The following is a 14,761-nucleotide window of genomic DNA, read 5'->3' on the forward strand; positions in this document are numbered from 1 at the left end:
GTGCCGCCCGCTCCCCCCGTGCCGCCGATGGCCACCGCCGACGAACCGCCGAAGATGGAGTTGGTCTTGCCCTTGGCCTCGGCATAGCCGCCTACGCCGCCACCCCCGCCCACGGACTGCGCCAGCAGGCCCACCGCGCCACCCGCGGTGGTGTCGTCGGCTATGCCCGCCCGCTCCGCCACGCAGGCGTCGCCGGTACAGAGATCGCCGCGGTTGCTCACCGTCACCGCGCCGCCGCTGCCGCCGTCGCCGCCGCTGCCGCCTATGGCCGTCGTATGCGTACCTGACGACACCGCCATGCCGCCGCTGCCGCCGCCTCCGCCTATCGACTGGGCATACAGGCTGACTCCCGATGTACCGTAGACCGCGATCGATCCGGAGTTGGTCACCGACACCGTACCGCCGTTGCCCGCGGTGCCGCCGCTGGCGCCCAGCGCCTTCAAGCCGGCCGCCGCGCCGGCATTGCCGCCCCCGCCGCCCACGGACTGGGCGGCCAGGCCGAATACGCCCGCCGGGTTGCAGCCGGCGGTCTGGCCTTCGGCGCAATCGGCCGCCTGGGGCGAGCCGACGGTCAGCTTGCCGCTGTTGTCCACCGACACCGTGCCGCCATTGCCGCCGTAGCCGCCGCCTCCGCCGTAGCCCTTGGTATTGAGTCCGGCATCGCCGCCGAAGCCGCCTATGCTCTGGGCGGCGATGGCGATGCCGCCGCCGGTAGTGATGTCGCCGGTATTCTTGATGACCACGGTATTGCCGCTTCCGCCGGGCAGGCCGCTGCCGCCGGTGGCCTTGCCGTTGGACGAATCGCCGCCCTCGCCGCCTTGGCCGCCCGCGCTCTGCGCCACGATCCCGAAGGCCGTCTGCCCTCCCGTGACCGTGAGCGACACGCTGTTCGTGACGCTGACCGTGCCGGCATTGCCCGCCGCCCCGCCGTCGCCGGCGCTGTATTGGTCTTTGGCGCGCGTGTTGTCGCCGCCCTTGCCGCCCGTGCCGCCATGGCTCAACGCGACGATGCCGGTATTGGCGACCGTATAGCCGCCCGCCGGCGCGCTGCTTCCCGGCGCAACCGTGACCTGGACATTGCCGCCGTTGCCGCCGGGACGGCCGTCGAAATCCCCCTTGCCGCATTCGCCTTGCGGATCGCCGTTGCCGCCCGCGCCCCCCGTGCCGCCGGAGCTGCCCGCGGCGACGATGGTGCCGGAATAGGGATTGGCGGAGGGGTTGTAGGTGACGGCCGCATTGACGGCCGGACCATTCTGGCCTGCCGTCCCGGGAACCGGCCCGGATCGGCATTTGCCGCCGTCGCCATTGGCATTCTGGCCCGGCGCGCCGTTGGCCCCGGTCTTGAACGTGGTATTGGGGCTGACGTAATAATCCGGCCCTGTCGTCACCGCCTGAGCGAAGGCCGCCAGCGGCGCGCCGCAACACAACACAGTCCAGCCGGGAACGGCCAGACGGCGCAAAGACACGATTTTGGGCATGGCGCGATTTCTTTTGACGAGGACGGAAACGCAACCGAAGCCCCCCTCCGATTGCAGCGAAACACATGTTACATGATGTTTCTTTCAATCTTCAAATAAATTTCCGAGGCCCGGAAAGCGGCCTGAAAAAATCCTCATCACCTCCGCAGCCCTAGGAAAAACCCGCCCCAGCCCACGTAGTACCGCGGTTTCCACGGCTTTGCGCGGGAAACTCGGTTGACGGGTTTTCGGATAGCCCGTATAACGGCGGGGCATGATTTTCAAGCGTACGAGTTGCTGTACAAGTGCTTACCTCTGCGGTACGGGTTGTTGGTCTCTTTCCTTGATTGTCTTGCTCGCTTTTTTTCTAGTTATTCATGTCAAGGATGGACATTATGGAAACCGGTACCGTCAAATGGTTCAACGACGCCAAGGGCTTTGGCTTCATCACGGCTGATTCGGGCGGCGACGACCTGTTCGCGCACTTCTCCGAAATCCGCATCGATGGCTTCAAGAGCCTGCAAGAAAACCAAAAGGTCAAGTTCGACATCACCGTCGGCCCCAAGGGTCGCCAGGCTTCGAACATCCAGCCTATCTAAGCCGTACGCCTAGCGGCTCGCGCCGCTGGCAAATACGCAAAAACCCCCGCTTGGCGGGGGTTTTTCATTATGGGCGGCGCAGATGCGCCGCCCTCCGTTCGATCCGGGGTTTCTACTCCAATCTAGCGATGGCCAATGCCAGCGTTTTGGTCCCCACCGCGCCGAACTTCACCTGGACCTGCGCGTCCTGCCCGCTGCCCTGCAGATTGATGATGACGCCCTCGCCGAACTTCGGATGCGTCACGCTCTGCCCCACCTTGAAAGTCTTGCCGCCGATCTCGACGCCGGTGTCCACCGTGCGGCGGCTGGAATAGCCTTCCGACGATCCCATATAGGGCGCGTCCTTGCCGGCGCGGGAAAATCCCCCCCGGCTGCCGGCGTCCTCGCCCCAGGCCGAGCGCCCCCAGCCGCCCGCGGTGTCGACCGCCTTGGCGCGTCCCTGCTGGGGCGTCAGCCACTTGAGCGACTCCTCGGGCACTTCCGACAGAAAGCGCGAGCGCATGTTGTAGCGCGTCTGGCCATGCAGCATGCGGGTCTGCGAGAAGCTCAGGTAGAGGCGCTCGCGCGCCCGCGTCACGGCCACGTACATCAGGCGGCGCTCTTCTTCCAGGCCCGACTGCTCGAGAATGCTGTTCTCGTGGGGGAACAATCCTTCCTCCAGCCCGGTGATGAAGACGGCCTCGAACTCCAGCCCCTTGGCAGCATGCACGGTCATCAGCTGCACCGCGTCCTGGCCTTCGCTGGCCTGGTTGTCGCCCGCCTCCAGCGCCGCGTGCGCCAGGAAGGCCGCCAGCGGCGACGGCAGTTCGATGCCGGCATCGGGCAGGGGCTGCGCCAGGTTGCCGGCGTCGGTCAGCGCATAGCCGTCCTCGGCCGCAAAGGCCGCGGCCGCGTTGACCAGTTCGCGCAGGTTCTCGACCCGTTCCGCGCCCTCTTTTTCCTGCAAATAGTGCTGGATCAGGCCGCTGGTCTCGATCACGCTGCCGACGATCTCGTGCAGCGGCAGGTTCTGCGTCTCGAAGCGCATGCGGTCGATCAGCCCGGCGAACTGCGCCAGGTTGTTGCCGCCGCGCCCGGGCACCTGGGCCACCGCCGCGTACAGGCTGCAGCCGTGCAGGCGGGCGATGTCGGCCTGCTGCTCCAGCGTGCGCGCGCCGATGCCGCGCGCCGGGAAATTGACCACCCGCATCCAGGCGGTGTCGTCGTGCGGATTTTCCATCAGCCGCAGGTAGGCCAGCGCGTGCTTGACCTCCTGGCGCTCGAAGAAGCGCAGGCCGCCGTAGACCTTGTAGGGAATGCCGGCCGAGAACAGCGCGTGCTCGAGCACGCGCGACTGCGCGTTGCTGCGGTACAGGATGGCGATCTCGCGGCGCAGCCGCCCTTCGCCGACCAGCGAGCGGATCTCCTCGAGCACCCACTGCGCTTCCTGCGCGTCGGACATGGACTCGTAGACGCGGATGGGCTCGCCGTGGCCCTGGTCGGTCCACAGGTTCTTGCCCAGCCGGCCCGAGTTGTTGCGGATCAGCGTATTGGCCGCATCCAGGATGTGGCCGTGCGAACGGTAGTTCTGCTCCAGGCGGATGACCTGCTCGCCGGCGAAGTCGCGCTCGAACTCGGCCATGTTGCCGACGTTGGCGCCGCGGAAGGCGTAGATCGACTGGTCGTCGTCGCCCACCGCGAAGATCGCCGCGCCGCCGCCGGCCAGCAGCTTGAGCCAGCGGTACTGCAGGCGGTTGGTGTCCTGGAATTCGTCCACCAGGATGTGGCGGAAACGGTGCTGGTAATGCTCGCGGATCGGCGCGTTGTGCGCCAGCAGCTCGTAGCAGCGCAGCAGCAGTTCGGGGAAATCGACCACGCCCTCGCGCTGGCACTGGGCGTCGTACATGCCGTAGAGCTCGACCATCTGGCGGTTGAAGCTGTCGTAGGCCTCGACCTGGGTATGGCGCAGCCCTTCTTCTTTGGCATTGTTGATGAAGTGCTGCAGCTGGCGCGGCGGGTATTTCTCATCGTCCACGCCCGCGCCCTTGAGCAGGCGCTTGATGGCCGAGAGCTGGTCGGCCGTATCCAGGATCTGGAAAGTCTGCGGCAGGCCGGCGTCGCGGTAGTGGGCGCGCAGCATGCGGTTGCACAGCCCGTGGAACGTGCCTATCCACATGCCGCGCGTGTTGATGGGCAGCATCGCGCTCATGCGCGTGAGCATTTCGCGCGCGGCCTTGTTCGTGAAGGTCACCGCCATCAACCCATGCGGGCTGACCTGGCCGGTCTGGATCAGCCAGGCCATGCGCGTGGTGAGCACCCGCGTCTTGCCGCTGCCGGCGCCGGCCAGCACCAGGGCGTGGCGCGGTTCGATGGTGACGGCGGCGTGCTGGGGGGCGTTGAGATGATCGAGCAGGGACATGGGAACGGCGGAAACGAAGGAAGCGCCTGGCAGTCTAGCACTCCCCCGCCCGGGCGGCGGCCGGTCTCCTATAATCTAGGGTTGCGCCGCAAGATGGCCAGCGCTTTGCCCAGGGCCCCGGCCCCTTCTTCACTATGCCCATGGATACCATGCAGGAACGCTACGCTCCGACCGAGATCGAATCCACCGCCCAGAAGCACTGGGAAGCGACCAACGCCTACCTGACGGCCGAGCACGCGAAGAACCCCGACGGCTCCGAGAAGCCCAAGTTCTACGCGTGTTCGATGCTGCCCTATCCCAGCGGCAAGCTGCACATGGGCCACGTGCGCAACTACACCATCAACGACGCCATGTACCGGCAGTTGCGGATGAAGGGCTACAACGTGCTGATGCCCATGGGCTGGGACGCCTTCGGCATGCCGGCCGAGAACGCCGCCATCAAGTCCAAGGTGCCGCCCGCCAAGTGGACCTACGACAACATCGCCTACATGAAGAAGCAGATGAAGGCGATGGGACTGGGCATAGACTGGTCGCGCGAAATGGCCGCCTGCGATCCGAAGTACTACAAGTGGAACCAGTGGCTGTTCCTGAAGATGCTGGAAAAAGGCGTGGCCTACCGCAAGACCCAGGTGGTCAACTGGGATCCGGTGGACCAGACCGTGCTGGCCAACGAACAGGTCATCGACGGCCGCGGTTGGCGCTCGGGCGCGCTGGTCGAGAAGCGCGAGATCCCGGGCTACTACCTGCGCATCACCGACTACGCCGAGGAATTGCTCTCCGAGGTGCGCGACAACCTGACCGGCTGGCCCGAGCGGGTCCGCCTGATGCAGGAACACTGGATAGGCAAGAGCGAAGGCACCCGCTTCGCCTTCACGCACGACATCCGCGACGCCGCCGGCCAGTTGATCCAGGACGGCCGCATGTACGTATTCACCACGCGCGCCGACACCATCATGGGCGTGACCTTCTGCGCCGTCGCCCCCGAGCACCCGCTGGCCGCGCACGCCGCCGCCGGCAACCCGGCGCTGGCCGCCTTCATCGAGGAATGCCGCAAGGGCGGCGTGACCGAGGCCGAGCTGGCCACGCGCGACAAGGAAGGCATGCCCACGGGCCTGTCGGTCGTTCACCCGCTGACCGGCGAAGCGGTGCCGGTCTGGGTCGGCAACTACGTGCTGATGAGCTACGGCGAAGGCGCGGTGATGGGCGTGCCCGCCCACGACGAGCGCGACTTCACCTTCGCCCGGAAGTACGGCCTGCCGATCAAGCAGGTCATCGCCGCCGACGGCCAGGAATTCTCCACCGGGGCGTGGCAGGAGTGGTACGGCGACAAGCAGGCCGCCCGCACCGTGAACTCGGGCAAGTACGACGGGCTGGCCTACCAGCAGGCGGTCGACGCCATCGCCGCCGACCTCGCCGCCAAGGGCCTGGGCGAGAAGCGCACCACCTTCCGCCTGCGCGACTGGGGCATCTCGCGCCAGCGCTACTGGGGCACCCCCATCCCCATCATCCACTGCGAGGCCTGCGGCCCGGTGCCGGTGCCCGAGAAGGACCTGCCCGTGGTGCTGCCCGACGACCTGATCCCGGACGGCAGCGGCAACCCGCTGGCCAAGAGCGAAGCCTTCCTGAGGTGCGCCTGCCCGCAGTGCGGCAAGCCCGCGCGGCGCGAGACCGACACGATGGACACCTTCGTGGATTCGTCGTGGTACTTCATGCGCTATACCTCGCCGGGCAACGACGAGGCCATGGTCGATGCGCGCAACGACTACTGGATGCCGATGGACCAGTACATCGGCGGCATCGAGCACGCCGTGCTGCACCTGCTGTACGCGCGTTTCTGGACCAAGGTCATGCGCGACATGGGGCTGGTCAAGTTCGGCGAGCCCTTCACCAAGCTGCTGACCCAGGGCATGGTGCTCAACCACATCTATTCGCGCCGCAACGAGAAAGGCGGCATCGAGTACTTCTGGCCCGAAGAGGTCGAGAACATCCACGACGCCAAGGGCGCCATCGTCGGCGCCAGGCTCAAGGCCGACGGCTCGCCGGTGGACTACGGCGGCGTGGGCACCATGTCCAAGTCCAAGAACAACGGCGTCGATCCGCAGTCGCTGATCGACACCCAGGGCGCGGACACCGCCCGCCTGTTCGTGATGTTCGCCAGCCCGCCCGAACAGACGCTCGAATGGTCGGGCTCGGGCGTCGACGGCGCGCACCGCTTCCTGCGCCGGCTGTGGAATTTCTGCCATGCCAGCCAGGGCCGCATCCAGGCCGCGCTGGGCCGCGGCATGCCCGCCGACTGGTCGGCCGCCGCGCCGGCGGTCAAGACCCTGCGCCGCGACGTCCACGCGATCCTGAAGCAGGCCGACTACGATTACCAGCGCATCCAGTACAACACCGTGGTGTCGGCCAGCATGAAGCTGCTGAACACGCTGGAAGACGCCGGGGTCGAAGGCGAACTGGGCGACGCGGCGCTGGCCGAAGGCACGCGCATCCTGCTGTCGGTGCTCTACCCCATCGTGCCGCACATCACCTGGCAGGCCTGGAACGACCTCGGCCTGGCCGGCGCCTGCGGCGACCTGCTCGATGCCGCCTGGCCGCAGTTGGACGAAGCCGCCCTGATCACCGACGAAGTCGAACTGATGCTGCAGGTCAACGGCAAGCTGCGCGGCGCGCTGTCGGTGCCCAGCAGCGCCGACAAGGCCGCCATCGAAGGCATCGCGGTCGGCCACGAGGCCGTCGCGAAATTCCTCGAAGGCCGTCCGCCCAAGCGCGTGATCGTCGTTCCGGGCAAGCTGGTCAACGTAGTGGGGTAAGAAATTCCCCACAGGTCTCATCATCTAGGAATGCGCATGAAACCGTGGTCTTTTTCCGATATGGCTGACGCGCGGCGGCGCTTTTTGCGGGCGGCCGCGGGCGCCGGCGGCCTGGCGCTGCTGACGGGCTGCGGCTTTGCGCTGCGCGGCACGGCGAACCTGCCGTTCTCGACCCTGTACATCGGCGCCAGCGACACCTCGGAAATGGGCGCGCAGTTGCGCAGATATGTGCGCAATACGACCAACACCCAGGTGGTCGAGGACCCGCGCCAGGCCCAGGCGCAATTGCAGATACTGAGTGAAACCCGCGAGCGCAGCATCCTGACGCTGGACGCCGCCGGACGCGTGCGCGAGTACGAGCTGCGCTACCTGCTGAGCTTCCGCGTGCAGGGCAACGGCCGGGAATACATCCCCGACACCACCATCGCCCTGAAGCGCGACATCACCTTCGCCGACGCCAACACCCTGGCCAAGGACAGCGAAGCCAACCTGCTCTACCGTGACATGCAGAACGAGGCGGTGCAGCAGGTGCTGCGGCGCATGGCCGCAATATGAAAGCCCCCGCCTACGCGCTTACGCGCGCCCCCCAGGGGGCGGCACTGGCGGACTGGCGGAGCCAGATCCGCTGTGCCCTGGGTCGGGAGGCGTCATCTCGATCGCAAGCACATCGAAATGAACGGCGGCCACACCCCAGTGCTGCAACACAAAATGTTGCGGCTCAACCCAGGATGCGGTGGATCCGGCTCCGCCGGTCCACCCGCATCGCCCCCTGGGGGGAGCGCGAAGCGCGTAGGGGGGGGACATGAACTCGCTTCATACCGTCACGGGCGATGAGCCGCTGCTGGTGATCGAGGCTTGCGACGCGTTGCGCGCGGCGGCGACGTCGGAAGGCTTTACGGAGCGCGAGACGGTGGTGGCCGATGCCCGCAGCGATTGGAATGCGCTGCTGGCCGGGTCGCAGTCGATTTCGCTGTTCGGCGACAAACGGCTGCTGGAGCTGAAGATCCCGACCGGCAAGCCGGGCAAGTCGGGCGGCGAGGTGATCGTGCGGCTGGCTCGCCAGGCTCCCGCGCAGCAGGGAGAATCCGTGACGGTGGTCATGCTGCCCAAGCTGGACAAGACGACGCGCAACAGCGCCTGGTTCATGGCCTTGGCCCAGCATGGCAAGGTGATCGAGGTTCCGACCATCGAGCGGCCCATGCTGCCGGGCTGGATAGGCGAGCGCCTGGCCAGGCAGAAACAGCGCGCCGGCAACGAGGTGCTGCAATGGCTGGCGGACCGTGTCGAAGGCAACCTGCTGGCGGCGCACCAGGAGATCCTCAAGCTCGGCCTGCTCTATCCCGAAGGCGCGCTGACGCTGGAGCAGGTCCAGGAAGCCGTGATGAACGTCGCGCGCTACGACGTGTTCAAGCTGCGCGACGCCATGCTGGCGGGCGATGCCCAGCGGGTGGTCCGGCTGATCGACGGGCTGCGCGCCGAAGGCGAGGCGCTGCCGCTGGTACTGTGGGCGGTCGGCGAGGAAATCCGCCTGCTGGCGCGGCTGGCCCAGGCCGGCCAGCAAGGCCAGAGCGTGCCGGCGCTGATGCGCACGCTGCGGTTTTTCGGTACGCACGAGCAGCTCGCCAACCAGGCGCTCCGGCGGATGCCGCCGCAGGCCTGGACCGCGGCGGTCCACCACGCGCACGAGGTGGACAAGATCATCAAAGGCCTGCGCGTTCCCGGACGGCTGCAGGACCCCTGGCACGAAATCACGCGCCTGGCGCTGCGGCTGGCGGCCTGAACGCCGCGCGCCGTCGCAAGGCATTGGAATACTTATGGACCAGACACTTCCCCTCGACCAGATCATGCGCCAGATCGGCAGCCACGCGCGCGCCGCCGCGCGCGTGGTGGCGCGCGCCGACGGCCGCACCAAGGCCGCGGCCCTGCGCGCCATGGCGGAGGCGCTGCGGGCCCGCAAGACGTGGCTGCAGGCAGAAAACGCCAAAGACCTGCAGGCGGCCCGGGCCAGCGGACTGGATGCCGCGCTGGTCGACCGGCTGACACTGTCCGACAAGGCGCTCGGCCTGATGGCGACGGGCCTGGAACAGATCGCCGCCATGCCCGATCCGGTCGGCGAATTGACCGAGACCCGCCTGCGGCCCAATGGCATGCAGGTCGCGCGCATGCGCGTCCCACTGGGCGTGATCGCCATCGTCTACGAATCGCGGCCGAACGTCACCATCGATGCCGCGGCGCTGTGCCTGAAATCCGGCAACGCCACCATCCTGCGCGGCGGTTCCGAGGCCATCCACTCCAATACCGCGCTGGGACGCATCGTGCGCGAGGGGCTGGAAGCGGCCGGCCTGCCCGCCGACGCGGTGCAGGTCGTCGAAACGACCGATCGCGCCGCCGTCGGCATGCTGGCCACCATGACCGACTACGTGGACGTCATCGTGCCGCGCGGCGGCAAGGGCCTGATCAAGCGCCTGTCCGACGAGGCGCGCGTCCCCGTGATCAAGCACCTGGACGGCATCTGCCATGTCTACGTGGACCGCGCAGCCGATCTCGCCAAGGCCCGCACCATCGCCTTCAACGCCAAGACCTATCGCTACGGCATCTGCGGCGCCATGGAAACGCTGCTGGTCCATGCCGACGTTGCCCCGGCCTTCCTGCCCGGCATGGGCGAGGCCTTCTCGGCGCATGGCGTGGAATTGCGCGGCTGTGCGCGTACGCGCGCCCTGGTGCCCCAGGCCGTCGCCGCCACCGAGGAAGACTGGGATACCGAGTATCTCGGCCCCATCCTGTCGGTGAAAGTGGTGGACGACCTGGACGCCGCCATCGCCCACATCGAGGCCCACGGCTCGCAGCACACCGACGCCATCGTCACCGAAGACCTGTCCGCCGCCCGCCGCTTCCAGCGCGAAGTGGACTCCAGCTCGGTCTACGTCAACCTGCCCACCTGCTTTGCCGATGGCTACGAGTACGGCCTGGGCGCGGAGATCGGCATCTCCACCAACAAGCTGCATGCGCGCGGGCCGGTCGGCCTGGAAGGCCTGACGACGCTGAAGTGGGTGCTGACCGGTGACGGCCAGACTAGGTGACCACCTACGCGCTTACGCGCGCCCGGCATGGTGGGCCCCAGCCGCTACGCGACAGCCCCCCGAGGGGGCCTGGGCCCGCCTTGGGGCGGCCCGGCGCCGGGGCATGGTGGGCCCCCAGCCGCTACGCGGCAGCCCCCCGAGGGGGGCTGGGCCCGCCTTGGGGCGGCCCGGCGCCGGGCCCAGGGGCGAAGCGGGTGGACCGGCAAAGCCGGATCCACCGCTTCCTGGATCTGGGCAAACTGTTTGGAACTGTGGCAGCGCGTTCTTTTGTTTTTATGCGATCGCGGGCTGGGCTTGGCATGACCATCATGAGGAATCTCGTATGCTGTGGGTAAAGGCTTTTCATATTGTTTTCGTCGCGTCGTGGTTTGCGGGGCTGTTTTACCTGCCGCGGATTTTCGTGAATCTGGCGCAGGAAACGAATGCCGCCGCGGCGACGCGCCTGCTCGGCATGGCGCGCCGCCTGTACCGCTTCACCACCATGCTGGCCGTGCCGGCTCTGCTGCTGGGCCTGTGGCTGTACGTGGGCTACGGCATCGGCATGGGTCCGGGCAATGGCTGGATGCACGCCAAGCTGCTGGTGGTCCTGCTGGCGCTGGGCTATCACCACGCCTGTGGCAGCCTGCTGCGCAAGTTCGAAGCCGGCCGCAATGCGCGGTCGCACGTGTTCTACCGCTGGTTCAATGAAGTACCCGTGCTGCTGCTGCTGGCCGCCACCATTTTCGTCGTCGTCAAACCTTTCTGATCCGAGCCCGCCTTGTCCGATACTCCCGAGCGCAAAAAACTGACGCTGAACACCCGCCCCGGCGAACGCGCTACGCGCCCGTCCGAGGATTCGTCCGGCGCCGACAGGCGTGTCCGCTCGGGCGCGCGCGCGCATCGCGTGGCGCGCGCCGCGCTGGAAACCGGCAAGCAGGGCTCCGCCGAGGCGCCGGCCGGCGAGCGCGGCGACGCCGCGCCTTCGCGGCCCCGCCCCGGGGATCGCGCAACGCCTCCAGGCCGCCGTGCTCCGGCAGAACGTTCCGACCGGCCACGCTCGCGCGAAGACCGGCCCCTCTCCTCCTCCCGGCGCCGTCCGGACGAAGGCGGCGGTGACGCCGCCTACCGCTCCCGGCGCGACGAAGCCGGCAATGCCCAAACCGGCGGACCGCGCCCCGGACGCCCGCGCGAGCGCCGCCCTGCCGCGGACGCCGCGCCGCGCCAGCACGTCATCGCCCGTCCGGGGGAAAACTTCGCGGTCTTCGCTCCCTGCCCCCTGGGACTGGAACACGCACTGACCGACGAATTGCATGCCCTGGGCTTCGACGACGCCCATCCGGGCCGCGCCGGCGTCCATTTCACCGCCGACTGGACCGGCATGATGCGCGCCAACCTGCATTCGCGGCTGGCCACCCGCATCCTGGTCCGCGTCGCCCATGGCCCGGTGCAGAACGAAGACGAGCTGCTGGAACTGGCCCGGGCCACGCCCTGGGAACATTGGTTCGGCGCGGAACAGACCCTGCGCGTCGACACCTCGGCCGTGCGCAGTCCCATGAAAAGCCTGCAGTTCTGCAATCTGCGGGTCAAGGACGGCATCTGCGACCGGCTGCGCGAACGCGAAGGCGAGCGCCCCAGCATCGACACCGTGCGGCCCGATGCCCGCGTCCATGCCTTTCTGGACGAGACCAGCGCCACGCTCTATCTCGACACCTCGGGCGAATCGCTGTTCAAGCGCGGATGGCGGCTCGACAAAGGCGAAGCGCCGCTGCGCGAAAATCTCGCGGCCGGGTTGCTGGCGCTGTCGGGCTGGCCGGGCAACGTGCCTCTCATCGATCCGTTCTGCGGCAGCGGCACCATTCTCATCGAAGCGGCGCTCAAAGCGCTTGGCGTGCCGCCCGGCATCTCCCGGCCCTTCGCATTCGAGCGGCTGCGCGGCCACCAGGCGCGCCACTGGCGCGACCTCAAGGACGACGCCCGCGCCCGCATCCTGCCGGAACTTCCCATCCAGATGGCCGGCGCCGACATCGACCCGCATGCGATCGAAGCGGCGCGCGACAACGCCCATCGCGCAGGCCTGACCGACGAGGCCGTGTATTTCGAAGTCGCCGACGCGCGCGACACCTGCCCGCTGGACGACCAGGCCGGCTGGCTGATCACCAATCCGCCCTACGGCGAACGCCTGGACCTGGAAGAAGACCGCCAGTTGTGGACGGAATGGGCCAGCACCCTGAAACGCGAATTCGGCGGCTGGCAATTGCACGTCATCACCAGCGACTTCGACCTGCCCAAGAAGCTGCGCCTGGATCCGTTCCGCCGCACCCCCATCTACAACGGCGCCCTGGATTGCCGGCTGTTCGGCTTCCAGCTGGTCCAGGGTCAGTATAGGTAACCCCCCTACGCGCTTACGCGCGCCCAGAATGGTAGGCCCCCAGCCGCTACGCGGCAGCCCCCCAAGGGGGCCTGGGCCCGCCTTGGGGCGGCCCGGCGCCGGGCCCAGAGGGGCGAAGCCGGCGGACTGGCGAAGCCAGATCCGCGGTTTCCTCGGTCAAAATCCATTTTTTTTACCAACGAGGCCTTCTGCGGCTGCCGTGTCGAATTCGTGCGCGCGTCCCCCCAATCTGTGGGGAATTGGGTACACACACTTGCCAGACCCTGGGGTTTCCCCTAATATAGGGTTATTACCTAGGTGACACCACCTAGCAATCAAGTGAAAGGAACCAGCATGAAATACGTTCAAGACAGCAAGTTGACCGACACCCTCGAGCGCGAGCTGATCCGTGACGAGCTGGCCAATGAGTTCGACCAGCCCAAGCCGTTCTCGGCCCTGCGCAACGGCGCCGTCAAGGTCCTGGAGTTCATCGCCACGCTGAAGGCCAACGCCCGCCGCTACAACGTTCAATACGTCAACGGCTAAGGATCAGTACAAAAAACGCCCCGGCTCCTTTCTTCGGAGCCGGGGCGTTTTTTTTGCCGCGGGGCCGGCGCCCTATTGGCGCACCGTGGCCGCAGCAGCGGGTTGCTGGGTGGAGACGACGGTGTTTTCTTCCCAGCCGCCGCCCAGGGACTTGTACAAGGCCACCAGGTTGTTCAGGCGCTGGGTACGCGCCTGGAGCAGCCCTTGCTCCGCCGTGAACAGCGAGCGCTGGGCGTCGAGCAGCGTCAGATAGCTCTCCACGCCGTTCCGGTAGCGCATGTCGGACAGCTCGAAGCTGCGCTGCGACGCCTCCACCAGCGCCTGCTGGGCCTGGATCTGCATATCGTAGCTTCCCTTGGCGTCGAGCGCGTCGGCCACTTCCCGGAATGCGGTCTGGATGGACTTCTCGTAGTTGGCGACGGCGACATTCTTGCGCGCCTCCGCCAGGTCCAGATTGGCGCGGTTGCGGCCCGCATCGAACAGGGGCAGGCTGATCTGGGGCGCGAAGCTCCAGGCGTGCGAGCCGCTGTCGAACAGGCCCGACAGCTGGCTGCTGGCGGTGCCGAATGAGCCCGTCAGCGAAATGCGCGGGAAGAACGCGGCACGGGCTGCGCCGATGTTCGCGTTGGCGCTGCGCAGTTGCTGCTCGGCAGCGCGGACGTCGGGCCGGCGCTCGATCAGCTGGGACGACAGGCCCACGGGCACGTCGGTCATCAGCGACTGCTCATGCAGCGGCCGCGGGGGCGGCAGGCCGGCCGGCAGGGGCTGGCCGATCAGCAGCACGATGGCATTGGTGGCCTGCGCCTTGGAGCGCTCGGCCACGGCGTGCTCGGCGCGCGCGCTCTGGATCAGCGACTCGGCCTGCTGGAACTCCAGTCCGGAAGCCGCGCCCGCATCGTAGCGCAGCTTGATCAGATCGTAGGATTCCTGGCGCGTCTTCAGCGTACGCTCCGCCAGCGCCAGCAACTCGTCGCTGGCCCGCTCGTTCAGATAAGCGTTGGCCAACTGGGCGATCAGGCTGATCTGGGTACTGCGGCGGCTTTCCTCGGTAGCCAGGTACTGGTTCAGCGCCGCGGCGCTCAGGCTGCGCACCCGGCCGAACAGGTCCAGCTCGTAGGCGGTCACGCCCAGGTTGACCTGATAGGTGCTGCCGACCGCGGCACGGCCGGAATACGACAGATCGGCCGGCGTGCGCTGGCGCGTTCCGTTCGCATTGCCGCTGAGAGTCGGGAACTGGTCGGCGCGCGTCACGCCGTACTGCGCGCGCGCGATCTCGATGTTGAGAACCGCCACGCGCAGGTCGCGGTTGTTTTCCAGCGCGACGTCGACCAGCCGCTGCAGCCGCGGATCGCCGAAGAACTGGCGCCAGCCTATGTCGGCCGCCAGTTGCTGCCCGCTGGCCGCCGCGGCGCCGTGGGCGGAGAAATCCGCCTCCACCGGCGCCGCCGGGCGCTCGTATTCGGGCATCAGCGAGCATCCGCCCAGCAGCGCGGCGATGGCCGCCGCCATGAGTGTCTTGCTCAT

At 67.7% G+C, this 14,761-nt stretch carries 10 protein-coding genes and 1 pseudogene; 8 read left to right on the top strand and 3 right to left on the bottom strand.

The genetic code is table 11. The features are described 5' to 3' along the window. A pseudogene (locus PIGHUM_RS23280) lies at positions 1 to 1,478 on the bottom strand (hypothetical protein); the annotation flags it as partial. A 374-nt stretch (positions 1,479 to 1,852) separates the two neighbouring features. On the opposite strand from PIGHUM_RS23280, the gene PIGHUM_RS23285 reads away from it, so the two are divergent. Beyond that, the gene (locus PIGHUM_RS23285; protein WP_124082103.1) at positions 1,853 to 2,056 is read left to right on the top strand and encodes a cold-shock protein; all 204 of its coding nucleotides are present in this window, start codon (positions 1,853 to 1,855) and stop codon (positions 2,054 to 2,056) included. A gap of 112 nt (positions 2,057 to 2,168) precedes the next feature. Here PIGHUM_RS23285 and PIGHUM_RS23290 read toward each other — a convergent pair whose 3' ends face one another. Then, entirely contained in the window at positions 2,169 to 4,454 is a 2,286-nt protein-coding gene (locus tag PIGHUM_RS23290) for a UvrD-helicase domain-containing protein (RefSeq protein WP_124082105.1), read from the bottom strand. 149 nt (positions 4,455 to 4,603) lie between these two features. On the opposite strand from PIGHUM_RS23290, the gene leuS reads away from it, so the two are divergent. From leuS to PIGHUM_RS23325, 7 genes are all read left to right on the top strand, one after another. After that, positions 4,604 to 7,264: a leucine--tRNA ligase gene (gene leuS, locus PIGHUM_RS23295; RefSeq protein WP_124082107.1), complete on the top strand. Its 2,661-nt coding sequence runs from the start codon at positions 4,604 to 4,606 to the stop codon at positions 7,262 to 7,264. A 36-nt stretch (positions 7,265 to 7,300) separates the two neighbouring features. Beyond that, positions 7,301 to 7,819, top strand: coding sequence for an LPS-assembly lipoprotein LptE (locus PIGHUM_RS23300; RefSeq protein ID WP_246013471.1), 519 nt, complete (start codon positions 7,301 to 7,303; stop codon positions 7,817 to 7,819). A gap of 247 nt (positions 7,820 to 8,066) precedes the next feature. Continuing rightward, the gene (gene holA, locus PIGHUM_RS23305; protein WP_124082109.1) at positions 8,067 to 9,044 is read left to right on the top strand and encodes a DNA polymerase III subunit delta; all 978 of its coding nucleotides are present in this window, start codon (positions 8,067 to 8,069) and stop codon (positions 9,042 to 9,044) included. A 34-nt stretch (positions 9,045 to 9,078) separates the two neighbouring features. Continuing rightward, complete coding sequence (locus PIGHUM_RS23310; RefSeq protein ID WP_124082111.1) at positions 9,079 to 10,344, top strand: glutamate-5-semialdehyde dehydrogenase; 1,266 nt, start codon at positions 9,079 to 9,081, stop codon at positions 10,342 to 10,344. A gap of 322 nt (positions 10,345 to 10,666) precedes the next feature. Next, positions 10,667 to 11,089, top strand: a complete 423-nt coding sequence (locus PIGHUM_RS23315) for a CopD family protein (protein WP_124082113.1) — start codon at positions 10,667 to 10,669, stop codon at positions 11,087 to 11,089. Between the two features lie 12 nt (positions 11,090 to 11,101). Next, positions 11,102 to 12,712 carry a THUMP domain-containing class I SAM-dependent RNA methyltransferase gene (locus PIGHUM_RS23320; RefSeq protein WP_124082115.1) on the top strand — a complete coding sequence of 537 codons (1,611 nt, stop codon included), beginning with the start codon at positions 11,102 to 11,104 and terminating at the stop codon, positions 12,710 to 12,712. Between the two features lie 333 nt (positions 12,713 to 13,045). After that, on the top strand, positions 13,046 to 13,237 hold the full coding sequence (locus PIGHUM_RS23325; RefSeq protein WP_124082117.1) for a hypothetical protein: 192 nt from the start codon (positions 13,046 to 13,048) through the stop codon (positions 13,235 to 13,237). 72 nt (positions 13,238 to 13,309) lie between these two features. On the opposite strand, the gene adeC is transcribed toward PIGHUM_RS23325, so the two are convergent. After that, the gene (gene adeC / locus PIGHUM_RS23330; protein WP_124082118.1) at positions 13,310 to 14,761 is read right to left on the bottom strand and encodes an AdeC/AdeK/OprM family multidrug efflux complex outer membrane factor; all 1,452 of its coding nucleotides are present in this window, start codon (positions 14,759 to 14,761) and stop codon (positions 13,310 to 13,312) included.

The organism is Pigmentiphaga humi (assembly GCF_900606115.1).
Taxonomy (GTDB): Bacteria; Pseudomonadota; Gammaproteobacteria; order Burkholderiales; family Burkholderiaceae_B; genus Pigmentiphaga; species Pigmentiphaga humi.

Bases quoted from the DNA above. Each gene is read 5' to 3' on its own strand.
- adeC (WP_124082118.1), bottom strand. From the start codon at position 14,761: ATGAGCAAGACACTCATGGCGGCGGCCATCGCCGCGCTGCTGGGCGGA.
- PIGHUM_RS23310 (WP_124082111.1), top strand. From the start codon at position 9,079: ATGGACCAGACACTTCCCCTCGACCAGATCATGCGCCAGATCGGCAGC.
- PIGHUM_RS23285 (WP_124082103.1), top strand. From the start codon at position 1,853: ATGGAAACCGGTACCGTCAAATGGTTCAACGACGCCAAGGGCTTTGGC.
- holA (WP_124082109.1), top strand. From the start codon at position 8,067: ATGAACTCGCTTCATACCGTCACGGGCGATGAGCCGCTGCTGGTGATC.
- PIGHUM_RS23315 (WP_124082113.1), top strand. From the start codon at position 10,667: ATGCTGTGGGTAAAGGCTTTTCATATTGTTTTCGTCGCGTCGTGGTTT.
- PIGHUM_RS23300 (WP_246013471.1), top strand. From the start codon at position 7,301: ATGAAACCGTGGTCTTTTTCCGATATGGCTGACGCGCGGCGGCGCTTT.
- leuS (WP_124082107.1), top strand. From the start codon at position 4,604: ATGCAGGAACGCTACGCTCCGACCGAGATCGAATCCACCGCCCAGAAG.
- PIGHUM_RS23325 (WP_124082117.1), top strand. From the start codon at position 13,046: ATGAAATACGTTCAAGACAGCAAGTTGACCGACACCCTCGAGCGCGAG.
- PIGHUM_RS23290 (WP_124082105.1), bottom strand. From the start codon at position 4,454: ATGTCCCTGCTCGATCATCTCAACGCCCCCCAGCACGCCGCCGTCACC.